Below are 22,426 nucleotides of genomic sequence, written 5' to 3'. Positions count from 1 at the left end.
CCTGGGCATCGCCGATGTACAGCGTCAGCAGCACGCGGCCCTGCTCGAAGGCGAGGCGGTGCACGCCGGGCAGCAGGCCCTGGAACTGGGCGGCCAGCTCTTCCGCCAGAAGGCGCAATCCTGGCTCGCGCGGCATGGCCTGGCGCATGGCGTCGGCACTGACGGGAAAGGCTTCGGCCGAGACGAAATGCAGCAGCCTCGGGCGCCGGGGATCGGCCTTCCAGGCTTCCCAGGCCACGAGGAAATTCAGCCCGAACCCGAAACCGGTCTCCAGGATGCGCCATTGCGGCGCATCGGCCCAGGCCGCCGGCAGACCGCAGCCGCCCAGAAAGACGTGGCGGGCCTGGTCCAGGCCGCCGAGTTCGCTGTGGTAGCGGTCGCCGAAGCGCGGGCTGTAGGGCGTGCCATCGGGCAGCCAGTCAATGGGTTCGGACATGGGCAAGGGGCAGAACTACTCCTCCCAGCGCTGCTGGTAGGAGAACACGGGCAGCCGCCACTTGAAGCGGATGGCCGCCAGGCGCAGCGTGAGTCCGCCGGCAAAGCAGACGACGGTGCTGAGGTTGGAGCCCACTTCCAGCGTGCGCAGCCCCAGGAACAGCAGGCACACGGCCAGCGACACGCTGGCGTACAGCTCGCGCCGGAACACGACCGGCACCTGGTTGCACAGCACGTCGCGCAGAATGCCGCCGCTGATGCCGGTCAGCATGCCCGACATCACCACCACCACGGGCGGGTAGCCCAGCTCCAGCGCCACGTTGCAGCCGATCAGCGAGAAGGCGATCAGCCCCATGGCGTCCAGCAGCAGAAAGACCTGCTTGAGATGGTGCATGTGGCGCGCCACGACGATGGTCAGCAGCCCGGCCGAGATGACCAGGTAGACATATTCAGGGTGCTGCGTCCAGCCGATGGGGTAGTGGCCCAGCACCATGTCGCGGATGGTGCCGCCGCCCAGCGCGGTGACGAAGGCGATCACGGCCACGCCGAAGATGTCCATGTTGCGCCGGCCCGCCGCCAGCGCGCCCGACATGGCTTCGGCCGTGATGGCCACGAGGTAGATCACCAGCATGACGGTGAACTGCGATGCCTGGAACGATTCCAGCAGGGAGACGGATGGAAGCACGGAAAACCTCGGGTGAAGACCGGCCCGCGCCGCAGGGTGTGCGGCCACTGCGCCGTCCAGCGCAAGAAGGCGGGCATTGTAGGCGGTCTCTGGGCGGCGGCCGTTTGCGGCACCGCAAATGAAACCGCCCCCGGCGCGGTGCGACGGGGGCGGTGAAAGGGCGCGAAGCGGCTCAGGCCGTAGGAGGCACGTAGCCGGCCGCCGCATCGGCGCCGCCGCCGAAGAAGTGGTTTTCCATCTGGCGGGCCAGGTACTGGCGGGCGCGTGCGTCGGCCAGGTTCAGGCGGTTTTCGTTGACCAGCATCGTCTGGTGCTTGAGCCAGTCGGCCCAGGCCTGCTTGCTCACGCCTTCAAAAATGCGCTTGCCCAGCTCGCCGGGGTAGGGCGGGAAGTCCAGGCCTTCAGCGTCAACGCCAAGCTTGATGCAGTGAACGGTACGTGCCATGGGGAATTGAGTCCTTGTCTTGTGGAGATTCAGATGTTTTGGGAATAACAAACTGAAATCTTATTGGTTTGAGTTTTAAGAGTTGGCTTTGAGAATGCTTTCCACGGCACCAGACCGTCGTCTCCACTCTCTACCGACACTCCAATGAAAATTCGCCGCCACTTTATCAAGTTTCCTGTCGCCGCCGGCCTGATCGCGGGCTTGACCCTGTCGGCTCTGCCGGCGTTGGCCCAGTCGGTGCAACTGCTCAATGTCTCCTACGATCCGACGCGCGAGCTGTACGTGGAATACAACCAGGCCTTCGCCAAGCACTGGAAGGCCAAGAGCGGCCAGGACGTGAGCGTCAAGCAGTCGCATGGCGGCTCGGGCAAGCAGGCGCGTTCCATCATCGACGGCATCGACGCCGACGTGGCCACGCTGGCGCTGGCCGGCGACATCGACGCCCTGGTCAAGAACGGCAACCTGCTCAAGGCCGACTGGCAAAAGCGCCTGCCGCACAACTCGGCGCCCTACAGCTCCACCATCGTCTTCCTGGTGAAGAAGGGCAATCCCAAGAACCTCAAGGACTGGGACGACCTGGTCAAGCCCGGCGTGCAGGTGATCACGCCCAACCCCAAGACCAGCGGCGGTGCGCGCTGGAACTACCTGGCCGCCTGGGAATTCGCCAAGCGCAAGTACGGCGGCGACGCACAGGCCAAGGACTTCATCGGCAAGCTGTTCAAGAACGTGCCCGTGTTGGACACCGGCGCGCGCGGCGCCACCATCACCTTCGTGCAGCGCGGCGTGGGCGATGTGCTGCTGGCCTGGGAGAACGAGGCCTTCCTGGCACTCAAGGAGTTCGGTCCCGACAAATTCCAGATCGTCGTGCCTTCGCTGTCCATCCTGGCCGAGCCTTCGGTGGCCGTGGTCGACAAGGTCGTGGACAAGAAGGGCACGCGCGCCGTGGCCGAGGAGTACCTGAAGTACCTGTACTCCGAGGAAGGCCAGCGCATCGCCGGCCGCAACTACTACCGTCCCACGGATGCCAAGGTCAAGGCCGAGTTCGCGGACAAGTTCCCCAAGCTGGAGCTGGTCACCATCGACCAGGCCTTCGGCGGCTGGGCCAAGGCCGACAAGGACCACTTTGCCGACGGCGGCAGCTTCGACCAGATCTACACCAAGAAGTGAGTGCGGCGCGCCGGCCCGGCCGGCGCCCACCCACTGAATTCACCCGCTTTCCCAGACACCTGCCAACCTCCCACGATCCGCCATGTCCATCTTCCTGACCTCCCGCCACTCTTTGCCGGCCGCGCGCCGCACGGCGCAGGCAGGCGTGCGGATGCACAAGGCAGGAGTGGCAGGCAAGGCAGGCGTGGTGGCATCCAGCTCTTTTCTTCGCTTCGAGACCGTGGCCTTCGCCAGCCGGCGATGTAGCACCTGACGACTCCGTGCGGTGCGCCTGCAGGCCTGGCCCTGCAGGCGGCCGCCCCTTGCTCCGCCTTCCCTTTTTTGTTTTCTGGCTGCATGCCGCGCGCATGCATGGGCAGCGCTTTGTCTGCGCCACGCACCACGCACCACGCACCACGCACCACTCTTCCAAGGATGTCCGTCATGGTCTCGTTCGATTCTTTCCCCCGACACACAGCCAACTGGCGCCGACGCCAACTGCTGGGCGCGGGCCTTGCCGCAGCGGTCGCCACGGTGGGCGGCCCGGCCCTGGCCCAGGACAAGGCGGGTGACCGCGTGCTGCGCGTGGGCCACCAAAAGGGCTGGCTGTCCATCCTGAAGAGCCGGGGCACGCTGGAAAAGCGGCTGGCGCCGCTGGGCGTGTCGGTGCGCTGGATCGAGTTCAACGCCGGCCCCGTGCAGTTGGAGGCGCTGAACGTGGGCTCCATCGACTTCGGCGATGTGGGCGAGGCCCCGCCCATCTTTGCGCAGGCCGCAGGCGCACCCCTGGTCTATGCGGGCGCCACCGTGCCGCGCCCCGGGCTGGAGGCGGTGATCGTGCCCAAGGACTCGCCCATCCGCAGCGTGCAGGACCTCAAGGGCAAGCGCGTGGCCTACAACAAGGGCTCGAACGTGCAGTACTTCCTGGTCAAGCTGCTGGAAAAGCACGGCCTGAAGTACGGCGATGTGCAGTCCGTCTTCCTGGCGCCGGCCGATGCGCGCGCCGCCTTCGAGCGCGGCTCCGTCGATGCCTGGCTGATCTGGGACCCCTTCCTGGCTGCCGCGCAAAAGACGCTGGACGCCCGTCTGCTGGCCGATGCCACGGGCGTGGTCAACAACCGCGCCTACTACTTCACCTCGCGCGATTTCGCCACGCGCAATGCCGATGTGCTGCGCATTGCCATCGAAGAGGTCGATGGGATTGACCGCTGGGCCTCGAAGAACCAGACGGCCGCTGCCGCCGAGCTGTCCAGCATCCTGGGCCTGGACAAGTCCATCACCGAGCTGTACCTGAGCCGCGCCCGCTTCGGCACCTCGTCCGTGACGCGCGAGATCCTGGCCGAGCAGCAGCAGATCGCCGACACCTTCTTCGAGCTCAAGCTCATCCCCCGCAAGCTCAACCTGCTGCATGCCGCGCCGGTGGACCTGATCGCGTCGCGCCCCTGAGCCCACTGCAAGGAGTCCGCACCATGAATGCCAATTCCAAGAAGCCCCGCCTGGACCGCGTGCGCCGCCAGGCCCTGCAACTGCTGGGCACCACCGCCTTCAGCTGGAGCCTGGCCGGCCAGTACGCACGCGCCGAGACGCCGGCCGCCGTGGCCGGGCCGGAGCAGTTGCGCATCGGCTACCAGAAGTCGGCCGTCAACCTGGTCATCCTCAAGCAGCAGGGCGTGCTGGAAAAGCGCTTTGCGGGCACCAAGGTCAGCTGGCTGGAGTTTCCGGCCGGCCCCCAGCTGCTGGAGGCCCTGGCCGCAGGCAGCCTGGATTTCGGCCTGACCGGCGATTCACCCCCGGTCTTTGCCCAGGCCGCGGGCCGCGACCTGCTGTACGTGGGCGCCGAGCCGCCCAAGCCCGAGAGCTCGGCCATCCTCGTGCCGTCGGACTCGCCGCTGCGCGCCCTGGCCGACCTCAAGGGCCGGCGCGTGGCGCTGCAAAAAGGCTCCAGCGCCCATTACCTGCTGGTGCGCGCGCTGGACAAGGCGGGCCTGGCCTGGAACGAGATCCAGCCCGTGTACCTGGCTCCGGCCGATGCGCGCGCCGCCTTCGAGCGCAAGAGCGTGGACGCCTGGGCCATCTGGGACCCGTTCTACGCGGCCACCGAGCTGGCGATTCGCCCGCGCGTGCTGGCCAATGGCGAAGGCCTGTCGGGCAACGCCTCGTTCTACCTGGCCGCGCGCGGCCTGGTGGAGCGCCATCCGCAGGTGCTGCGCGCGCTGTTCGACGAGCTCACGCGGGCCGATCGCCTGGCCCAGAGCGCGCGCCAGGAGGCCGTGGCCCTGGTGGCCGGCTTCAGCGGCCTGGATACGGCGGTGGTCAGCCGCTTCATTGCGCGCCGGCCCAGCTCCCCCGTGGGCCTGCTGGCTGCGCAGACCGTGGTGGACCAGCAGCGCGTGGCCGATGCATTTTTTCGGCTGGGCCTGATTCCGCGCCAGGTGCAGGTGGCCGACATCGTCTGGCGGCCCTCGGCGGCCGAGTACGCGCGGCTGGCCGAGCCTGCGGCGGCACGGCCTTCTTCCGCCCTTTGATTTCCTTCCTCGATTCCGTCCCCTGACTGGAGCAGCGCATGCAGGTTTTCTGGTTCATTCCCACCCACGGCGACAGCCGCTACCTCGGCACGGCCGAGGGCGCCCGCCCGCTCAGCCACGACTATGTCAAGCAGGTCGCCATCGCGGCCGACAGCCTGGGCTACGAGGGCGTGCTGATTCCCACGGGCCGCTCCTGCGAGGACCCCTGGGTCGTCGCCTCCAGCCTGATTCCGGTCACCAGGCGCCTGAAGTTCCTGGTCGCCGTGCGTCCCGGCCTGCATCAGCCCAGCCTGGCGGCGCGCATGGCGGCCTCGTTCGACCGCCTGTCGGGCGGGCGGCTGCTGATCAACCTGGTCACGGGCGGCGACCGCGCCGAGCTGGAGGGCGACGGCGTCTTCCTCGACCATGCGCAGCGCTACGAGCAATCGGCCGAGTTCATCCGCATCTGGCGCGAGATCCTTGAGCGCAGCCATGAGGGCGGCACGCTCGACTACGAAGGTGAACACCTCTCGGTCAAGGGCGCCAAGCTGCTGTTCCCGCCGCTGCAAAAGCCGTATCCGCCCGTGTACTTCGGCGGTTCATCCGAGGCCGCGCACGACCTGGCCGCCGAGCAGGTCGATGCCTACCTGACCTGGGGCGAGCCCCCGGCCGAGGTGGCCAAAAAGATTGCCGATGTGCGCGAGAAGGCGGCGCGCCATGGCCGCAGCGTGAAGTTCGGCATCCGCCTGCACGTCATCGTGCGCGAGACCGAGGACGAGGCCTGGGCCGATGCCGATCGCCTGATCAGCCGCCTCAAGGACGAGACCGTGGTCCAGGCCCAGGCCGCCTTCGCGCGCATGGACTCGGAAGGCCAGCGCCGCATGGCCGCCCTGCATGCCGGCGGCAGCCGCCGCACGCGGGCCGAGCTGGAGATCAGCCCCAACCTCTGGGCCGGCGTGGGCCTGGTGCGCGGCGGCGCGGGCACGGCCCTGGTGGGCGATGCGCAGACCGTGGCCGACCGCATCAAGGAGTACGCGGACCTGGGCATAGACACCTTCGTGCTGTCCGGCTATCCGCACCTGGAGGAGGCCTACCGCTTTGCCGAACTGGTCTTCCCGCTGCTGCCGCTGTCCGTGCGCGACAGGCTGGCTGGCGGCGTGGGCGGGCCGCTGGGCGAGACCGTTGCCAACCTGTACTCGCCGCGCGCGTCGCAAAGCTGAGGGAGTCACGCATGTCCGATGCACGTACCGTTACTGCGCTGCCGGCCTCCTCGGCCCCCCCGGCCGGCGATTCCTGGTCGCCGCTGCTGCGCTTTGCGGCCGGCGTGGGCCGCCGCCTGGTGCCCTGGCTGGTGCCGCTGGCGCTGATTGCCGTCTGGCAGGCCGCCTCGGCCTTCGGCTGGCTGTCCACGCGGGTGCTGCCCGCTCCGCTGGATGTGCTGCGCGCCGCGCAGGCGCTGGCCGAGTCGGGAGAGCTGCTCAAGCATGTACAGGTGAGCGCGGGCCGCGCGCTGGGCGGCCTGGCCATCGGCGGCGGGCTGGGCCTGGCGCTGGGCCTGCTCACGGGCTCGCTGCGCTGGGCGGAGACGCTGCTGGACTCCACCATCCAGATGGTGCGCAACATCCCCGCGCTGGCGCTGATTCCGCTGGTCATCCTGTGGTTCGGCATCGACGAGAGCGCCAAGCTGTTCCTGATCAGCGTCTCGGTGTTCTTTCCCATCTACCTGAACACCTTCCACGGCATACGCAATGTGGACCCCGCGCTGATCGAGATGGGGCGCAGCTACGGCCTCACGCGCTGGCAGCTGTACCGCGAGGTCATCCTGCCGGGCGCGCTGTCCTCCATCCTCGTCGGCCTGCGTTTTTCGCTGGGCCTGATGTGGGTGATCCTCATCGTGGCCGAGACCATCTCGGCGCAGTCGGGCATCGGCTACCTGACCATGAACGCCCGCGAGTTCCTGCAGACCGACGTGGTGCTGGTCGGCATCCTGCTGTACGCCCTGCTGGGCAAGCTGGCCGACTGGTTTGCGCGTGCGCTGGAGCACTGGTGGCTGCGCTGGCATCCGGGCTACCAGCCCAAGTGACACAAGGAGCACGACATGAGCCGATGGAACCGCATGAAGACCACGCTGGCACAGGCCGTGGAGCTGAACACCACCGCGCCGGCGATGGCCTGGGAGGCCTCGTTCGATGCCGATGGCCTGGACGTCAGCGACCGCCTGGCCCAGAACGACGATGCGCCGCAGTCCGCATCCCCCCAATCCGCACCACGCCGTGGCGTGCGCCTGCAGGCCGGCGGGCTGACCAAGCGCTACGGCCAGCGCGAGGTGCTGCACGAAGTGCAGCTGCAGGTGGAGCCTGGCGAATTCGTCGCCATCGTGGGCCGCAGCGGCTGCGGCAAGAGCACCTTGCTGCGCCTGGTCGCAGGCCTGGAGCAGGCCACGGCCGGCACCTTGCTGCTGGACGGCGAGCCCGCCCGCGCCGTGCAGGGCGCGCAGGGCGGCACGCGCATCATGTTCCAGGACGCGCGCCTGCTGCCCTGGCGGCGCGTGCTGGCCAATGTGACGCTGGGCCTGCCCGCCTCGGCCCAGGAGCGTGGCCGCGAAGTGCTGGCCCAGGTCGGCCTGGCCGACCGCGAGGGCGAATGGCCGGCGCGCCTGTCCGGGGGCCAGCGCCAGCGCGTGGCCCTGGCACGCGCCCTGGTGCATCGCCCGCAACTGCTGCTGCTGGACGAGCCGCTGGGCGCGCTCGATGCGCTCACCCGCATAGAGATGCACCGCCTGATCGAAGGCCTGTGGCAACGCCACGGCTTCACGGCCCTGCTGGTCACGCATGACGTGCAGGAGGCCGTGGCCCTGGCCGACCGCGTGGTGCTGATCGAGGACGGCCGCATTGCGCTGGATGAACGCATCGCCCTGCCACGGCCGCGCGTGCATGGCAGCGTGGCGCTGGCGGCCATCGAGCAACGCATTCTCGACCGCGTGCTGCAAAAGCCCGCCGCCGAGCCCGAATCCAACCCGCTGACCGACACCACGGCCTGGCCCGGCGTGCCGGCCCATGGCCTGCGCTGGGCGGTCTGACTTTTCGTTTTCCCCAACCTTCCTTTGATTCCTTTTGATCCCCAGGAGAAAAACATGTCCATTCAAGCCATCAACGTGCGCAACCAGTTCAAGGGCCAGGTGCGCGAAATCATCCGAGGCGACGTTGTCTCCGAAGTCGATGTGCAAACGCCCTGGGGCGTGGTCACTTCGGTGATCACCACGCGCTCGGTGGACGAGCTGGGCCTGGTCGTGGGCTCCGATGTGGTGGCCCTGGTCAAGTCCACCGAAGTGTCCATTGCCAAGCTCTGAGGCCAGGCACTGAAGGCACTGCCGATGCTCAACCGCCCCAGAGCATCGGCTTGTTGACCATGAGGTAGTAGGTCACGGCCATGGCGATGAAGGCCGGGTAGCCCAGCGCCTCCCAGCGCCGGGCATAGATGGCATACAGCGCGGGCAGGGCGGCCTGCGCTGCGTGCGCGCCGCGCGCCATGGCGGCCATGCGCACCTGCAGCCAGACCACGGGCAGCCAGCAGACGCCGGCCAGCAGGTACAGGCCCAGCGACAGTGCCAGCCACGGCGTGGTCAACGGCCAGCCCGCCATGTGGGCCAGGGCAATGCCGCTCACAGGCTGTATGACCACGCAGGGCGTGGTGAACCACCAGTCCGCACGCACCACCAGGCGGCTGACCACGGCCTGGGCAGCGACGCTGCCGCTGCGGTTGGCGAAGAACATGTAGAAGGCCGAGCCCAGGCCGGTGCCGACCAGCAGCACGCTGGACGCGATATGCAGCGTCTTGAGCAACAGATAGAGATTCATGCGGACTCCTTCGGCGTGACAGGTGCCGACATCAGGTGCAGCAGCATGGCTGCGATCGGCAGGTTCTTGAGCAGCGGCCCCAGCGGATGCAGCCACAGCGTGGGCTGCAGCACCGTGGCCAGCACGGTCATGGCGGCCATCAGCAAAAAAGCCGCCAGATAGCTCTCCCGGCCCGGCCGCAGCCACAGCGCCATGCCCACGGCCAGGTCGGCGAGCAGGCCGCTCCAGACCAGGAATGTCTGCCAGCGCGCATCGTGGATGCCGGCATCGGCCAGCACCTGCACGCTCAGGCCCCGGTGCTCGATGGCGCTGACCAGGGCCGTGCCCAGCCAGACGGCGATCAGGCTGAGGTGCATGGCGCGCTGTGAAGGGGGCACCTGGCGCAGGCGGTGTTCACCCATGGCGCAGCGTGGCCAGCAACTGGGCGGGAGCAATGCCGGGCCGGCCGAGCAGGGCTTGCAATCCGGCCGGATCGGTGACGTTGTCGCTGGCCAGCATGGCCAGTGTCTCGCTGCACCACGGTGAGGCGCTGACCCAGTCGCCAGCGCGTGCGCTGGCGCGGGTGAGCCAGCCGGGCAGCGTGCCCACGCGGGCGGGGGCGCGGCCCATCTGCGCGCGCAGGCTGGCAATCAGTGCGGCCAGCGGCAAGGGCAGGGGGCCACCGATCTCGATCATGCCCACGGGCTCGGGGCTCGTCACCAGGCCGGCCACGGCCTCGGCCAGGTCGCGCACGGCCACCGGCTGCACGCGGGCCTGCAGCACGGGGCGCGGCAGCAGCAGCGCTGGCAGGCGCGCCATGGACAGGAACATCTCGCTGCTGGCGCCGCCAGCGCCGAACACCACGCTGGGGCGGACCACGCAGCCCTGCAGATGGCCGGCTGCCGTGAGTGCCAGCAGATGCTCGTCAGCGGTGCGCTTGGTGGTGGCGTAGCGCGTGGCACTGCCTTCTATGCCCAGGGCAGAGATCTGCACCACGCGCCGCACGCCGGCCGCCGCGCAGGCATCGAACAGGGCGATGGGGGCCTGGGCGTGCATGGCATCGATGGGCCGGGAGGCGCTGTCGCGCAGCACGCCCACGGCATTGACCACGGCATCCACGCCCGCCAGGTGCGGCAGCCAGGCCTCGGGCGTGGTGGCCTTGGCGTAGTCGAGCGCAGGCAGGGAATGGCGGCTGCGCGCCACGGGATCATGGCCGGCCAGGGCCAGCAGGTTGACGATATGGCGGCCGATGAAGCCGTTGCCGCCGCAGACCAGAATGCGCATGGTGACCTCCAGTTTCTCTTGTGACGGAAATTTCAGGCTCGGCGCCCGCGCTTGACGCGGGTGTCAGCGGCCTCGGAGCGCACGAAGCGCTGCACGCTGGCGCCCAGGCGCAGCAGCTTGTCCAGCGTGGAGGGCGACAGGCGCAGCATCTCGTCGGTCCAGATGCCCAGTGACTCCATGAGGCGCAGCGTCTCGTGCACGCGGTCCTGGGTGTCGGGGGATTCGTCGTCGAAGCCAGGCTCGGCGATCAGTTCGCGCAGCATCTCCGAGGTCGGGTCGAACTCGCGCTGCTTGCGCTCTCGCACGATGGTGCGCAGCAACTCCCAGACATCGGAGGAGGTCTCGAAGTAGTCGCGGCGGTCGCCGGGCTTGCGGCTGGTGCGGATCAACTCCCAGCCTTGCAGTTCCTTGAGGCTGTTGCTCACATTGGAGCGAGCGGCGCCCAGCGTGTCGGCAATCTCTTCCGCGTTGAGCGGGCGGCCATGGAAAAACAGCAGGGCGTGGATCTGGGCGACCGTGCGGTTCACTCCCCAGGAGCTGCCCATGTCACCCCAATGGTGGATGAAACGGTGTGCGATGGGACTCAGTTGCATGGCCTCAGTGTCTGCAGGCCTGAAATTTCTGTCAAGAGAGAAATTTGAGAAAGCTGAAAAATCAAAACCGGCTGCAGCGCGGAGGCGGCACCTGGCGGGGCGCGGCATGTGCTGCTCCATAATGCTGGGCAGCCTGGCCTGCCACCCAGTACATACACAGGCGGGCCGCCGTTTTGAGGGGAACACCATGACTGCTGTGCAAAACCTGCGTGCCATCACCGTGCTGGCCGGCTGCGCGCTGGCGCAGGCCGCGTCTGCCGCCTGCTATTCCGTCTACACGCCCGAGCAGGAGCTGATCTACCGCTCCAACCGCCCGCCGGTGGACCTGACCTTGCCGCTGCACCAGACCGTGGACAAGATCGAGCGCGGTGCCACCATGGTGTTCACGCTGGACGAATTCAACTGCATCACCGAAATCAACCTGCTGGCCGAACGCGAGCAACTGGCCCGGGCGCGCCAGGAGCGGCAGCGGGACCTGGGCCGCAGCAGCACTCCGCGGTCCTGAGAGGCAAAAGCGAGTTGGGGGCTTTTTTGGGGAGCCGCCAACAGGGCAAGGGGAGAGCCTGAGACAATCGTGCCCCATGAGTGAACCCCGCGACAACAAGATCCCCGACAACCTGCCCGAAGCCGACATCGACGCCCCTGCACTGCCCGAAGGCTGGCTGCAGGTGCTGTCCATGGATATGGACGCCCAGGGCGTGGCCCGCAAGAGCGATGGCAAGGTGGTATTCATCGACGGCGCCCTGCCTACCGAACTGGTCAGCGCCAACACCCATCGCAAGAAAAACAACTGGGAAGCCGCCAGCCTGACGGCCATCCACCGCGAATCTTCCCAGCGCGTGCGCCCCGGCTGCCCGAATTTCGGTCTGCACGCCGGTGCCTGCGGCGGCTGCAAGATGCAGCATCTGCACGTGGGCGCCCAGGTGGCCATCAAGCAGCGCGTGCTGGAAGACAATCTCTGGCATCTGGCCAAGGTCAAGCCCGAGACGCTGCTGCGTCCCATCGAAGGTCCGTCCTGGGCCTACCGTTTCCGCTCGCGCCTGTCGGTGCGCTATGTGGCCAAGAAGGGCAAGGTGCTGGTGGGCTTTCACGAGCGCAAGAGCCGCTACATCGCCGACATGGAGACCTGCAAGATCCTGCCGCCCCATGTGGACGCCATGCTGCTGCCCATGCGTGCGCTGATCGCCTCCATGGATGCGCGCGAAACCTGCCCGCAGATCGAGGTCGCCTGCGGCGACTCCGTCACGGCCCTGGTGCTGCGCCATCTGGAGCCGCTGTCCGAGGACGACCAGGCCCGTCTGCGGGCCTTCGCAGCCGAGCACAACGTGCAGTGGTGGCTGCAGCCCAAGGGCCCGGACACCGTGCACCTCATGGAGCAGGGTGGAGCCCAGCTCGACTATGGCCTGCCCGATTTCGGCATCACCATGCCGTTCAAGCCCACGGACTTCACCCAGGTCAATCCGCACATCAACCGCGTGCTGGTCACGCGCGCGCTGCGCCTGCTGGATGTCAAGAAGGATGAGCGCGTGATCGACTGGTTCTGCGGTCTGGGCAACTTCACCCTTCCCCTGGCCACGCAGGCGCGCGAAGTGCTGGGCATCGAGGGCAGCGATACCCTGGTCAAGCGCTCTCATGAAAACTATGCGGCCAACAACGCACAGCGCGCAGAGGGCGACAAGCTCGCGCCCACGCGCTTTGTGGCGCGCAACCTGTTCGAGATGACGCCCGAGATGCTGTTCGCCGACGGCGTGGCCGGCAAGTGGCTGGTGGATCCGCCGCGTGAAGGTGCGTTTGCGCTGTCCAAGGCCCTGGCCGACATCCACCAGGCGCGAATCGGTGCCGAAGGCGCCGAGCCACTGCCGGCAGGGCATGAGGCCTGGCGCTTTCCCGAGCGCATCGTCTATGTCAGCTGCAATCCCGCAACGCTGGCGCGCGATGCCGGCCTTCTGGTGCATCTGGCCGGCTATCGCTGTGTGTCGGCAGGCGTGGTCAACATGTTCCCGCACACGGCCCACGTGGAGAGCATGGCGGTGTTCGAGCGCTGCGCAGACTGACGACCTTGCTGCCCGTGCCATGAAAAAAGCCGTGGAGCCCTCGGGCGGCCACGGCTTTTTAATGTGCGAATCCAGATCTCAAATCCGGATCTCAGAAGGGGTCAGCTGCGATTGCTGCCTGAGGTCGGCTCGGCAGGCGCCTCGTCCTTGTCGCTGCGGCGGCGGTCGCTCTGGCCCAGGACCGAAGGCGTGCCCTCCATCTTGTTGGCGCGCATGTATTCGTCCATATCCTTCCAGCCTGCAAACACCAGGGCCTTGGACGATTTGGGGTTGAGCGTGTAGCAATCCTCCAGCCCGCGCAGGGCATGGCGGCACGCCCCGCCGATGGCCTTGGCCTCGGCCTCCTTGGCGACGGTGCGGGGGTCCGGTCCCAGGCCCGGAATATCATCCAGCTTGCAGCCGGCGAGCAGCGTGGGCAGCAGCAGGATGGCGAAGGTGCGGGGAAGATTAGGCATGGTCATCTTGAGGAGATTATCGGCAGGCCTCGGAAGAAGTTGAGTCCGCTTTGCACAAATGATGATCCCGGACATGCAAAAGGCCTCCCGAAGGAGGCCTTTGGTGTGCGGCAGGGAAGGCCAAGCCTTCCGCGTGCGGCATCAGTCGCGTTCGCCGCCCATGATGCCCAGCAGGGCCAGCAGGCTCTGGAACACGTTGAACAGGTCCAGGTACAGAGCCAGCGTGGCGCTGATGTAGTTGGTCTCGCCGCCGTCCATGATCTGCTTGAGGTCATAGAGCATGTAGGCGCTGAAGATGCCGATGGCCGCCACCGAGATCGCCATCATGCCGGCCGTGGAGCCGATGAAGACGTTGATGATGGAGCCCACGAACAGTACCAGCACGCCGACGAACAGGAACTTGCCCATGCCCGACAGGTCGCGCTTGATCACCGTGGCCAGCGAGGCCATGACCAGGAACACGCCGGCCGTGCCTGCAAAGGCGGTCATGATCAGCTCGGAGCCGTTCTTGAAGCCCAGGACCATGCCGATCATGCGCGACAGCATCAGGCCCATGAAGAACGTGAAGCCCAGGAGCACGGGAATGCCGGCTGCCGAGTGCTTTGTCTTCTCGATGGCGAACATGAAGCCGAAGGCGCCGCCCAGGAAGACGATGAGCCCCAACCCGCCGCTCAGCGAGCGCGTGATGCCCGTGGCCACGCCCAGCCAAGCGCCCAGCACGGTGGGGAGAAGACTCAGGGCCAGCAGCCAGTAGGTGTTGCGCAATACGCGATTGCGCTCTTGCTGCGAGACACCGTAGCCCGCAGAGCCCAGTGTGGTGACTTGATCATTCATGTGGCCAGTCCTCCGAAGGAGTGTTGTTGCGACTTGCCCATTCTAGGTGGCGGCTTGCGCGCGACTTGCAATACCCCGAGCCGCCGCCATGGTTTGGTTTCGAATGTTTTGTTCTGCGCATGCATTGTCAGTCCTCATACGATTGCTATGCTTATAGGACATTTGTGATGGAATGGATAATTGGAATCTTATGAAGACCAAGCATGAACTCGAACTGGCCGACGTGAAGGCCATTGCCGCCGCCGCAGAAGCCGAGGCGCTGAAGAACAAGTGGGCCGTGACCATTGCCATCGTCGATGACGGCGGCCACCTGCTGTGGCTGCAGCGCCTGGATGGCGCCGCCGCCGTGTCGGCCCACATCGCTCCGTCCAAGGCCCGCTCGGCGGCCCTGGGCCGCCGCGATACCAAGGGCTATGAAGACATGATCAACAACGGCCGCACGGCCTTCCTGAGCGCGCCCACGCTGGACGGCCTGCTCGAAGGTGGCGTGGCCATCATGAAGGACGGCCAATGCCTGGGCGCCGTGGGCGTCAGCGGCGTCAAGGCCATCGAGGATGCGCAGGTTGCCAGCGCCGGCATTGCTGCTCTGGGCCTGTAATAGCCCCTGGTGCACCCATGCTGCATGAATCGGTCCCTGGGGACTGATCCATGCAATCAAGAAAAAGCCCCTGTACCGATGGACAGGGGCTTTTTCTTTGGTCAATCTGCGCTGCAGTGCGGGAAAAAATGCTTGGCTACGCAAAATCCGGAGATTTTGTTGGCTGGCTAATCGACCTCTGAGACTGGAAGTCCCAAGGTCGCCCCACGATGAAACGAAGAAGCCGCCGGTCGGGCATCCGACGACGGCCGGAATCTTGCTTATTTGGTCAGGATGAGCTTGCCCAACTTGGTGGCCTGCAGGCGGTAGGGCGTGCCGTTGTGCACGATGGTCACAGCCTTTTGTCCATTGAGCAGCAAGGTGCTGTCGAGTCCGCTGGCGGCCCCGGTCAGGGCTGCAGATGCTGCGGCCTGCAGCGCTGCAAAGGCCTGGGCGTTGGAGTTGCCGGACAGATGCGAGGTGGCGGCGGAAGTGGCAGACATGCAGGGAATTCCTCAAAAATTGGAAAGTTTTGTGAATGATAACAATTCTCAATTGAAAATCAAGTGAGACTTACTCGCATTGTGGTTTCTGGGACCAGTCCTATCCCTGCGACCCGATGCACTGCCAACGCAAAGAGAATGAAAAACGGCCCCGAAGGGCCGTTGTCGTTGATCGCCAAGCAAGGAATGCCTGCCACGGCCTACTTGGCCGGGTCCGTCACGAAGCCGATCTTGCGCACGCCTGCACGCTGTGCGGCAGCCATGGCCTGGGCCACGCGCTCGTAGCGGACTTCCTTGTCGCCCTGGATATGCAGGTCAGGTTGCGGCTCCTTGGCCGCCTCGGCCTTGAGGTTCTCCTCGAACTGCGTATCGCTGACGGCAACGCCATTCCAGTGGTACTGGCCATCGGCGGAGACGGTCAGGCGCACGGTGGCGGGCTTGACGTCCTCGGGCTGGTTGGTGGCGCGGGGCAGGTCCACGTTCACCGAATGCTTCATCACCGGCACGGTGATGATGAAGATGATCAGGAGCACCAGCATGACGTCGACCAGCGGCGTCATGTTGATCTCGTTCATCACCTCTTCGCCGTCATCGTCCATTGTTCCGAATGCCATGGCTTACGCGCCTTTCTTCAGCGGCAGCACGTTGCCGGCTTCCTTGCCGTCGATGGACACGCGGGCGCCGGTCACGAAGTAGGCGTGCATGTCGTGGGCAAAGCTGTTGAGGGCGTTGAGGATGGACTTGTTGCCACGCACCACGGCGTTGTAGCCGAGCACGGCGGGAATCGCCACGGCCAGGCCCAGGGCGGTCATGATCAGCGCTTCACCGATGGGGCCCGCGACCTTGTCGATCGAGGACTGGCCGGACAGGCCGATGGCGACCAGCGCGTGGTAGATGCCCCAGACGGTGCCGAACAGGCCGATGAAGGGAGCGGTCGAGCCCACGGAAGCCAGAATGGCCAGGCCCGATTGCAGGCGGGCGGTGAATTCGCTGATGCCGTTGCGCATGCAGCGGGTCACCCAGTCGCTGATGTCCAGCGTGTCATGCAGGTGGGCGCTGGTCTTGCGGTGGTGGGCGGTGGCTTCGCGGCCTTCGAGCACCAGGTAGCGGAAGGGGTTGGAGCGGTCATCGCCCAGCTTTTCCAGGCCGCTGGCCAGGTCGGGGCTGTGCCAGAAGTCCTGGGCGTTGCGCGCCAGCTTCTTGAACTTCACGATGTCCAGGGCCTTGATGATCATCACGAGCCAAGAGGCCACCGACATGGCCAGCAGGATGATGGCGACGGCACGGGTGACGAAGTCTCCCTGCGTCCAGACGTGGGCAATGCCGAATTGGGAATCCATGGATACTCCTGAGAATCAATTGAGGGTGAATTTGACCGGGACGGTGACCCACATGGGGGTTGGCGTGCCGTTGCTCTTGCCGGGGACGAATTTCCAGTTCTTGACGCCGTCCACGGCCTGCTGGTCCAGACGGTCGTAGCCGCTGGATTTGCTGACCTCGATCTTTTGAGGCAGGCCTTGCGCGTCCACGAAGATGCGCAGCGTGACCGTTCCCTGTTCCCCCATGCGCCTGCTGATGGCGGGGTAGTTGGGGGCCGGGTTGTTGAGGTAGGCCGCGTTGTTGGACGGCAATTCGATCTTGGGCGGAGCCGGTGGCGCCGGGGGAGCGGGAGGTGCTGGCGGCGCAGGAGGGGCGGGCGGTGCTGGCGGTGCTTCCACCACGGGCTTGGGCTCATCGTCCAGCGTGCCGCGCGGCGCCGCAGGTGCGGGCTTGGGGTCGGCAATGGCCTTGGGCAGCGGCGGCGCCTTCTTCACGACCGGCTGCGGTTTGGGAGGTGGTGGCGGAGGAGGGGGCTTGGGTGCCTCGGGCTCGGGAGCGGGTGGCGAAATGAATTCCGCAATCACCTGGACTGGCACGATGACCTCTTCGGGTGCGCGCTGGAGCAGTCCATGCTGCATCGCCCAGAGGGTTGCTGCATGCAAGACCACGACCGAACCCGCGATGGCCACGTTACGGCCAAGGCCCCCGGGGGGACCAAAACGATCAGACTGGGACATAGAGACAGAAGGAGCGGTCAGCGTATGGGATCCGGGTGCTGTCGCTCGGAAGACGGAGTATCAGCTGCGCAGAATCCACCAGGTGCATGTAACGACGAGGATCAGGCTGCCGACAAGTGCTGAGAGGAGGACCATGCTTTGCTCTCCAGAATGTTGTTGGCAAGCTGGACGGTCTGGGCCGCGACCTCGTTGTGGATGGCGGCCACGGGCTGGCTGGCGCAGCATTGCGCCACCACATCCCGGGCGCAGCTCTCGCAGCGGCCGCACTGCATGGCGATACCCAATTCGAATTGGATCTCGTCAAAGCTCATGCCCGCATGAGCGTGGCGTGCGATCTCACGGTCGGAAACCCGGCGGCATACACAGACGATCATGGCTACAGGCAGTAGTGGCTGGCTATTGATAGGATGAAAAATTATAAATGAGAATTCATCGCATTTGCAATTCTTGGTTGTCTGTAGGGATGTATGGCGCTCGGCTTTACTCGGTATCCAGTAGTTCCACAGTGGCCTGTGCGAGGGTGGCACACCCTGTCAGCGCCATGGCGATCTCCAGTTCATCGCGCAGCAACCTGAGCACATGGGCCACGCCGGCGGCGCCCGCATTGGCCAGCCCCCAGAGTACGGGGCGGCCTATCAGAACAGCCGTCGCACCGAGGGCGATCGCCTTGAGCACGTCTGTGCCGCGCCGTATGCCCCCGTCGGCCAGCAAGGGGAGCTCGTGGCCCGCGCCGCGCACGGCCCTGGCCACGCGGGCTAGGGCTGTTGCCGTGGCCGGTGCGGTGTCCAGCGTGCGCCCTCCATGGTTGGAGACGATGATGCCCGCTACTCCCAATCTCGCGGCCTGCAGCGCATCGGCCGGGTGGAGCACGCCCTTGAGCAGCAGCGGCAGTCGTGTCTGCTGCTGCAGCCAAGCGACGTCATCCCAGGTGGGGGCATGGTTCAGCAGGCCGTCGAACAGGGGGCTCTGGCCTTGTGCGAGTTGCATGGCTGCAAGTGGTGCCATCCCCTGCAGGTTGACGGCAGACACTCCCGGCGGAAGACAAAAGCGCGCGCGGCGTTCACGGTCCCGCACACCGCTGGTGGGTGCGTCCACCGTCAGCACCAGTGCTTCGTAGCCTGCGGCCTCTGCGCGCTTGATCAGTTGCGTGGTGAAGCCTCGGTCATGCTGCAGATAGAGTTGGAACCACAAAGGGCCATGGCCCGGCGTGAGTCGTGCTGCCTGTGCCACGGTCTCCAGCGGCAGGCTGGCCTGTGTGCTGAGCACCATGCCCGCGCCCAGCGCCGCAGCGGCATAGGCGGTTGCAAGCTCTGCGTCCTCATGGGCCATGCGCTGAAAGGCCATGGGGGCCACCAGCAGCGGGCAGGCCAGATCCCTGCCCAGCAACTGCAGCCGGGTATGGCCGCCTGCAAGGGGGCGGAGCACGCGCGGCCACAGTGTGAGCGCGTCCCAGGCGCTGCGGTTGGCCGCAAGACTGCGCTCATCGGCCGCGCCGCCCGAGAAATAGGCCCAGGCGTTGTCGTCCATCCGTTGCCGCGCATGCGCCTCGTGGTCGGCCAGATTGATGATGCCGTCGGGAACGGCTTGCAGCGCGGGCACTTGGCTCATGGCATTGGAATGTTGTCGGTGTGCAGCATCTTCGGCAAGAAGAGGAGGTGGCATCCCGGAAAAAAGAAAAGCCGGCCCAGGGGCCGGCTTTCATCCGTCGTGGCGCAGGCCCGAGGATTACTTGACGTGCTTGCCGATCAGGCCAGCCATCTCGAACATCGAGACTTGGGGCTTGCCGAACACTTCCTTGAGCTTCGCGTCGGCGTTGATCATGCGCTTGTTGGCAGCGTCTTGCAGCTTGTTGGCCTTGATGTAGACCCATAGCTTGCTGATGATCTCGGTGCGGGGCAGGGGAGTGGAACCCACCACGGCAGCCAGAGCGGGGCTGGGGGTGAGGGGTTTCATGAAGGCGGCGTTGGGAGTGCGCTTCTTTGCGGGAGCTGCCGGAGCAGCCGTTGCCTTCTTTGCAGTTGCCATGTTGCTTGTTCCTAGTATGGAGTGGATTCTTTACCAGCGAAAAACCGTCGCTATCCACTGGCAGGCTGATGCTAATGGGAAAAAAACGCTCTTCCAAGCTTACCCGTCAAATTTTTGCCTCGATTTGTTGCTGTGGCGCTGTTTTTTGAGGAGTTTTTGCATTCTGGCTCGCTTTCGAGGGCCGCCCTGGCAGGTTGGCCGTCGGCGGCAGCGTTTTCAGAAGGGGCTGGCACCGCTCGCGGAAGGGTGTTGTGCAAGGCGTTTTCTGCCCGGCCAGGTGGCCACGAGAATGCCCAGCAGGGCGATCGCAAAGGCCAGCGCCTGCATGGATGTAACCCGTTCGCCCAGTACGCACATGCCGACCACGGCAGCGCTGATCGGCAGCAGTACCGTAAAGGTGCCGGCCTGGGAGGCTGGCACGTTGCACAAGCCTGTCATCCACAACCACACGGTCCACACGCAGGCGGCAAGGGCGTAGAACAGCAACAGACCCCAGATGCTCCATGCCACGCTGCCGAAATCGAAGCGCCACGCCAGATACAGCCCGAAGGGCGTAGACAGCGCAAATCCCCATAGATTGACGATGGATGTGATGCGCTTGGGCCCCAGGGACGTGGTCAGGCGCTTGCCGATGACGGCGTAGAACGCCTCGCAAAGCACAGCGCCGACCAGCAGCATCTGCCCCAGCCACGCCTGCGGTGAGGCTGATGCTGCCGAGTCGGCGCCAGCGTCCGGGCGGGACAGTGCATACAGGCCGATGCCCGCCACGGCCAGCGCAATGGCCAGCCAGGTGCGCGCAGCCACGCGCTCGCGCAGAAACAGCCAGCTCATCAAGGCCACGGCAGCAGGGATGGCAGCCATGGTCACGCCGGCCGTGACGGCGCTTGTCAGGCTCACCCCAGTCACCATGCAGATGGTGAAGAGAAAGTTGCCGAACAGCGACTCAAGAAACAGCAGGCCCTGCGTGCGCCGAGACAGGGGGGGCTCGTCAGCCGGCTTGCGCAGCCAGCGCAGCATGGCGATGGCCCCGATGCCAAAGCGCAGCCAAGCCAGCAGCAGCACCGGAAAAATGGCCGCCAGAGGCTTGGACAGGGCGACATAGCTGCCGACCAGGGACATGCTCAGCGCCAGGCAGGCATAGGCAGATCTGCGATGGGAGGTGTTCACGGCAAGTGCAGGTTTGAGAGGCGGGAGCGCCGCCTGAACGCGCGATGGTACCTGTGAGCGCGTCCGGTGTGCGTGACATGTGCCTGTAGCGGACGCTTGCCATGCTGTGGTGACTTTTCATGCCATGGAATCCATGTTTTGCATTGTGAAATATTGAAATGTTGCATTGCGCCAATTTTTCTCAATACGAGAAATGTGATTTCATATTGAAAAATATGAAAATAACTCGTTGATTTATATGATAAAAATTTTAGTCTTGTATAAGACACAAGATGTTGATGAGGTCTTCTATAAGACTTAAATTTGATCCCAAGGCCGACGCAAGAAAGCCGCTTGTTTCAACCACCTCCCAGGAGAGCAACATGCCCCAATCCCTGACCCGGCAACTGAGCCGTGAACAGCAGATTTCCGCCCTTGAGAAAGACTGGGCGCAGAACCCCCGTTGGAAGGGTGTCAAGCGCGGCTACAGCGCCGCCGACGTGGTGCGTCTGCGCGGCAGCCTGCAGCCCGAGTACACGCTGGCCCAGCGTGGCGCGGAACTGCTCTGGGACAGGATCAACGGCGGTGCAAAGAAGGGCTACGTGAATGCCTTTGGCGCCATCTCCGCAGGCCAGGCCATGCAACAGGCCAAGGCTGGCCTGGAAGCGGTGTATCTGTCGGGCTGGCAGGTGGCTGCCGATGGCAACACCAGCGAAACCATGTACCCCGACCAGTCGCTGTACGCCTATGACTCGGTGCCCACCATGGTGCGCCGCATCAACAACACCTTCAAGCGTGCCGACGAAATCCAGTGGGGCCGTGGCATCAACCCCGGCGACAAGGAATTCATCGACTACTTCCTGCCTATCGTCGCCGATGCGGAAGCTGGTTTTGGCGGCGTGCTCAACGCTTTCGAACTGATGAAGAACATGATTGCCGCTGGCGCAGCCGGCGTGCACTTCGAGGACCAACTGGCTGCCGTGAAGAAGTGCGGCCACATGGGCGGCAAGGTTCTGGTGCCCACCCAGGAAGCCGTCGAGAAGCTGATCTCCGCCCGCTTTGCCGCTGACGTGATGGGTGTGCCTACCATCGTGCTGGCCCGCACCGATGCTGAAGCCGCCAACCTGATCACCTCCGATCACGACGCCAACGACAAGCCGTTCCTGACCGGCGAGCGCACACAGGAAGGCTTCTACCGTGTCCGCAATGGCATGGAGCAGTCCATCAGCCGCGGTGTGGCCTATGCGCCCTATGCCGACCTGGTGTGGTGCGAAACCGGCGTGCCCGACATCGGCTTTGCCCGCGAGTTCGCCCAGGCCGTGCATGCCGCCTGCCCAGGCAAGCTGCTGAGCTACAACTGCTCGCCTTCGTTCAACTGGAAGAAGAACCTCAACGACAGCCAGATCGCCTCCTTCCAGGAAGACCTGTCTGCTCTGGGCTACAAGTTCCAGTTCATCACGCTGGCCGGCATTCACATCAACTGGTTCAACACCTTCAAGTTTGCCCACGCCTACGCCAACGGCGAAGGCATGAAGCACTACGTGAACATGGTGCAGGAGCCCGAATTCGCAGCCCGCGAACAAGGCTACACCTTCGTGTCCCACCAGCAGGAAGTGGGTGCAGGCTACTTCGACGACGTGACCACGGTGATCCAGGGTGGCTCGTCCAGCGTCAAGGCACTGACCGGCTCCACGGAAGAGGAGCAATTCCACTGAAGCGCGGCTTCGGTGAGTGCAACTTCAGGTAGATAGGGGTGAGAAAGCGTCCGAGGCCTTGTGCTTCGGGCGCTTTTTCTTTGCTGGGGTTAAAATGGCGGAAGTTTTCAATTGACAACAACTGACAAGGGC

At 65.4% G+C, this 22,426-nt stretch carries 29 protein-coding genes; 12 read left to right on the top strand and 17 right to left on the bottom strand.

Going from position 1 to position 22,426, the window contains the following annotated elements; translation table 11 throughout:
• From JHD82_RS19125 to JHD82_RS19115, 3 genes are all read right to left on the bottom strand, one after another.
• Window positions 1-436, bottom strand: a 436-nt coding sequence (locus JHD82_RS19125) for a tRNA (5-methylaminomethyl-2-thiouridine)(34)-methyltransferase MnmD (protein WP_374191652.1), incomplete at its 3' end; no start/stop codon positions are given.
• 15 nt (window positions 437-451) lie between these two features.
• Window positions 452-1,120 carry a trimeric intracellular cation channel family protein gene (locus JHD82_RS19120; protein ID WP_012206442.1) on the bottom strand — a complete coding sequence of 223 codons (669 nt, stop codon included), beginning with the start codon at window positions 1,118-1,120 and terminating at the stop codon, window positions 452-454.
• A gap of 172 nt (window positions 1,121-1,292) precedes the next feature.
• Window positions 1,293-1,565 (bottom strand): oxidative damage protection protein, encoded by a 273-nt coding sequence (locus JHD82_RS19115; RefSeq protein ID WP_012206441.1) that lies wholly within the window; start codon window positions 1,563-1,565, stop codon window positions 1,293-1,295.
• A gap of 144 nt (window positions 1,566-1,709) precedes the next feature.
• On the opposite strand from JHD82_RS19115, the gene JHD82_RS19110 reads away from it, so the two are divergent.
• From JHD82_RS19110 to JHD82_RS19075, 8 genes are all read left to right on the top strand, one after another.
• Window positions 1,710-2,732 (top strand): sulfate ABC transporter substrate-binding protein, encoded by a 1,023-nt coding sequence (locus JHD82_RS19110; protein WP_012206440.1) that lies wholly within the window; start codon window positions 1,710-1,712, stop codon window positions 2,730-2,732.
• Window positions 2,733-2,814: 82 nt separating this feature from the next.
• Window positions 2,815-2,985, top strand: coding sequence for a hypothetical protein (locus JHD82_RS19105; protein WP_199138148.1), 171 nt, complete (start codon window positions 2,815-2,817; stop codon window positions 2,983-2,985).
• Between the two features lie 170 nt (window positions 2,986-3,155).
• Window positions 3,156-4,157, top strand: a complete 1,002-nt coding sequence (locus JHD82_RS19100) for a sulfonate ABC transporter substrate-binding protein (RefSeq protein WP_016448337.1) — start codon at window positions 3,156-3,158, stop codon at window positions 4,155-4,157.
• A 23-nt stretch (window positions 4,158-4,180) separates the two neighbouring features.
• The gene (locus JHD82_RS19095; protein WP_133072953.1) at window positions 4,181-5,236 is read left to right on the top strand and encodes an aliphatic sulfonate ABC transporter substrate-binding protein; all 1,056 of its coding nucleotides are present in this window, start codon (window positions 4,181-4,183) and stop codon (window positions 5,234-5,236) included.
• Window positions 5,237-5,274: 38 nt separating this feature from the next.
• Window positions 5,275-6,435, top strand: coding sequence for an FMNH2-dependent alkanesulfonate monooxygenase (ssuD, locus tag JHD82_RS19090; RefSeq protein WP_012206437.1), 1,161 nt, complete (start codon window positions 5,275-5,277; stop codon window positions 6,433-6,435).
• 11 nt (window positions 6,436-6,446) lie between these two features.
• The gene (ssuC, locus tag JHD82_RS19085) at window positions 6,447-7,298 is read left to right on the top strand and encodes an aliphatic sulfonate ABC transporter permease SsuC (RefSeq protein ID WP_047218080.1); all 852 of its coding nucleotides are present in this window, start codon (window positions 6,447-6,449) and stop codon (window positions 7,296-7,298) included.
• A gap of 15 nt (window positions 7,299-7,313) precedes the next feature.
• Window positions 7,314-8,294: an ATP-binding cassette domain-containing protein gene (locus JHD82_RS19080; RefSeq protein ID WP_199138146.1), complete on the top strand. Its 981-nt coding sequence runs from the start codon at window positions 7,314-7,316 to the stop codon at window positions 8,292-8,294.
• Window positions 8,295-8,348: 54 nt separating this feature from the next.
• Window positions 8,349-8,564 (top strand): molybdopterin-binding protein, encoded by a 216-nt coding sequence (locus JHD82_RS19075; RefSeq protein ID WP_012206434.1) that lies wholly within the window; start codon window positions 8,349-8,351, stop codon window positions 8,562-8,564.
• 28 nt (window positions 8,565-8,592) lie between these two features.
• Here JHD82_RS19075 and JHD82_RS19070 read toward each other — a convergent pair whose 3' ends face one another.
• The 4 genes from JHD82_RS19070 to JHD82_RS19055 are packed head-to-tail and all read right to left on the bottom strand — an operon-like array spanning window position 8,593 to window position 10,928.
• Window positions 8,593-9,072: a DUF2269 domain-containing protein gene (locus tag JHD82_RS19070; RefSeq protein WP_199138137.1), complete on the bottom strand. Its 480-nt coding sequence runs from the start codon at window positions 9,070-9,072 to the stop codon at window positions 8,593-8,595.
• Window positions 9,069-9,473, bottom strand: coding sequence for a DoxX-like family protein (locus JHD82_RS19065; protein WP_199138135.1), 405 nt, complete (start codon window positions 9,471-9,473; stop codon window positions 9,069-9,071). The genes JHD82_RS19070 and JHD82_RS19065 overlap by 4 nt, the downstream gene beginning before the upstream one ends.
• Window positions 9,466-10,335 (bottom strand): NAD-dependent epimerase/dehydratase family protein, encoded by an 870-nt coding sequence (locus JHD82_RS19060; RefSeq protein ID WP_199138133.1) that lies wholly within the window; start codon window positions 10,333-10,335, stop codon window positions 9,466-9,468. The genes JHD82_RS19065 and JHD82_RS19060 overlap by 8 nt, the downstream gene beginning before the upstream one ends.
• Before the next feature lie 32 nt (window positions 10,336-10,367).
• On the bottom strand, window positions 10,368-10,928 hold the full coding sequence (locus tag JHD82_RS19055; RefSeq protein WP_199138131.1) for a GbsR/MarR family transcriptional regulator: 561 nt from the start codon (window positions 10,926-10,928) through the stop codon (window positions 10,368-10,370).
• Between the two features lie 187 nt (window positions 10,929-11,115).
• On the opposite strand from JHD82_RS19055, the gene JHD82_RS19050 reads away from it, so the two are divergent.
• Window positions 11,116-11,433: a hypothetical protein gene (locus tag JHD82_RS19050; protein WP_012206429.1), complete on the top strand. Its 318-nt coding sequence runs from the start codon at window positions 11,116-11,118 to the stop codon at window positions 11,431-11,433.
• Between the two features lie 76 nt (window positions 11,434-11,509).
• Complete coding sequence (rlmD, locus tag JHD82_RS19045) at window positions 11,510-12,982, top strand: 23S rRNA (uracil(1939)-C(5))-methyltransferase RlmD (protein ID WP_088164226.1); 1,473 nt, start codon at window positions 11,510-11,512, stop codon at window positions 12,980-12,982.
• A 101-nt stretch (window positions 12,983-13,083) separates the two neighbouring features.
• Here the strand turns inward: rlmD and JHD82_RS19040 are convergent, their stop codons facing one another.
• Together JHD82_RS19040 and JHD82_RS19035 are read right to left on the bottom strand one after the other, a co-directional pair.
• Window positions 13,084-13,512 (bottom strand): hypothetical protein, encoded by a 429-nt coding sequence (locus tag JHD82_RS19040; RefSeq protein WP_199138129.1) that lies wholly within the window; start codon window positions 13,510-13,512, stop codon window positions 13,084-13,086.
• 66 nt (window positions 13,513-13,578) lie between these two features.
• The gene (locus tag JHD82_RS19035; protein WP_199138127.1) at window positions 13,579-14,271 is read right to left on the bottom strand and encodes a Bax inhibitor-1/YccA family protein; all 693 of its coding nucleotides are present in this window, start codon (window positions 14,269-14,271) and stop codon (window positions 13,579-13,581) included.
• Between the two features lie 190 nt (window positions 14,272-14,461).
• On the opposite strand from JHD82_RS19035, the gene JHD82_RS19030 reads away from it, so the two are divergent.
• Window positions 14,462-14,869 carry a heme-binding protein gene (locus JHD82_RS19030; RefSeq protein WP_199138125.1) on the top strand — a complete coding sequence of 136 codons (408 nt, stop codon included), beginning with the start codon at window positions 14,462-14,464 and terminating at the stop codon, window positions 14,867-14,869.
• A gap of 260 nt (window positions 14,870-15,129) precedes the next feature.
• Here JHD82_RS19030 and hemP read toward each other — a convergent pair whose 3' ends face one another.
• The 8 genes from hemP to JHD82_RS18990 all read right to left on the bottom strand — a co-directional run bounded on the left by hemP (window position 15,130) and on the right by JHD82_RS18990 (window position 20,600).
• Window positions 15,130-15,351 carry a hemin uptake protein HemP gene (gene hemP, locus JHD82_RS19025; protein WP_012206424.1) on the bottom strand — a complete coding sequence of 74 codons (222 nt, stop codon included), beginning with the start codon at window positions 15,349-15,351 and terminating at the stop codon, window positions 15,130-15,132.
• Between the two features lie 200 nt (window positions 15,352-15,551).
• A complete protein-coding gene (locus JHD82_RS19020) occupies window positions 15,552-15,965 on the bottom strand; it encodes a biopolymer transporter ExbD (RefSeq protein WP_012206423.1) in 414 nt (137 codons plus the stop codon).
• Between the two features lie 3 nt (window positions 15,966-15,968).
• Window positions 15,969-16,691, bottom strand: coding sequence for a MotA/TolQ/ExbB proton channel family protein (locus JHD82_RS19015; protein WP_012206422.1), 723 nt, complete (start codon window positions 16,689-16,691; stop codon window positions 15,969-15,971).
• 15 nt (window positions 16,692-16,706) lie between these two features.
• The gene (locus JHD82_RS19010; protein WP_199138123.1) at window positions 16,707-17,408 is read right to left on the bottom strand and encodes an energy transducer TonB; all 702 of its coding nucleotides are present in this window, start codon (window positions 17,406-17,408) and stop codon (window positions 16,707-16,709) included.
• A 101-nt stretch (window positions 17,409-17,509) separates the two neighbouring features.
• Window positions 17,510-17,782 carry a bacterioferritin-associated ferredoxin gene (locus JHD82_RS19005; RefSeq protein WP_012206420.1) on the bottom strand — a complete coding sequence of 91 codons (273 nt, stop codon included), beginning with the start codon at window positions 17,780-17,782 and terminating at the stop codon, window positions 17,510-17,512.
• A gap of 106 nt (window positions 17,783-17,888) precedes the next feature.
• Window positions 17,889-19,016, bottom strand: a complete 1,128-nt coding sequence (locus tag JHD82_RS19000) for an alpha-hydroxy acid oxidase (protein ID WP_199138121.1) — start codon at window positions 19,014-19,016, stop codon at window positions 17,889-17,891.
• A 117-nt stretch (window positions 19,017-19,133) separates the two neighbouring features.
• A complete protein-coding gene (locus tag JHD82_RS18995) occupies window positions 19,134-19,433 on the bottom strand; it encodes an SWIB/MDM2 domain-containing protein (RefSeq protein ID WP_012206418.1) in 300 nt (99 codons plus the stop codon).
• A 216-nt stretch (window positions 19,434-19,649) separates the two neighbouring features.
• A complete protein-coding gene (locus JHD82_RS18990; protein ID WP_199138119.1) occupies window positions 19,650-20,600 on the bottom strand; it encodes a DMT family transporter in 951 nt (316 codons plus the stop codon).
• Between the two features lie 362 nt (window positions 20,601-20,962).
• On the opposite strand from JHD82_RS18990, the gene aceA reads away from it, so the two are divergent.
• Window positions 20,963-22,294, top strand: a complete 1,332-nt coding sequence (gene aceA, locus JHD82_RS18985; protein ID WP_199138117.1) for an isocitrate lyase — start codon at window positions 20,963-20,965, stop codon at window positions 22,292-22,294.
• The last annotated feature ends 132 nt before the right edge of the window (window positions 22,295-22,426 follow it).

The organism is Delftia sp. ASV31 (assembly GCF_016428765.1).
Lineage (GTDB): Bacteria > Pseudomonadota > Gammaproteobacteria > Burkholderiales > Burkholderiaceae_C > Comamonas > Comamonas acidovorans.
The sequence above is the reverse complement of the archived record's forward strand: the minus strand, read 5'-3'. Positions and strand labels throughout refer to the sequence as shown.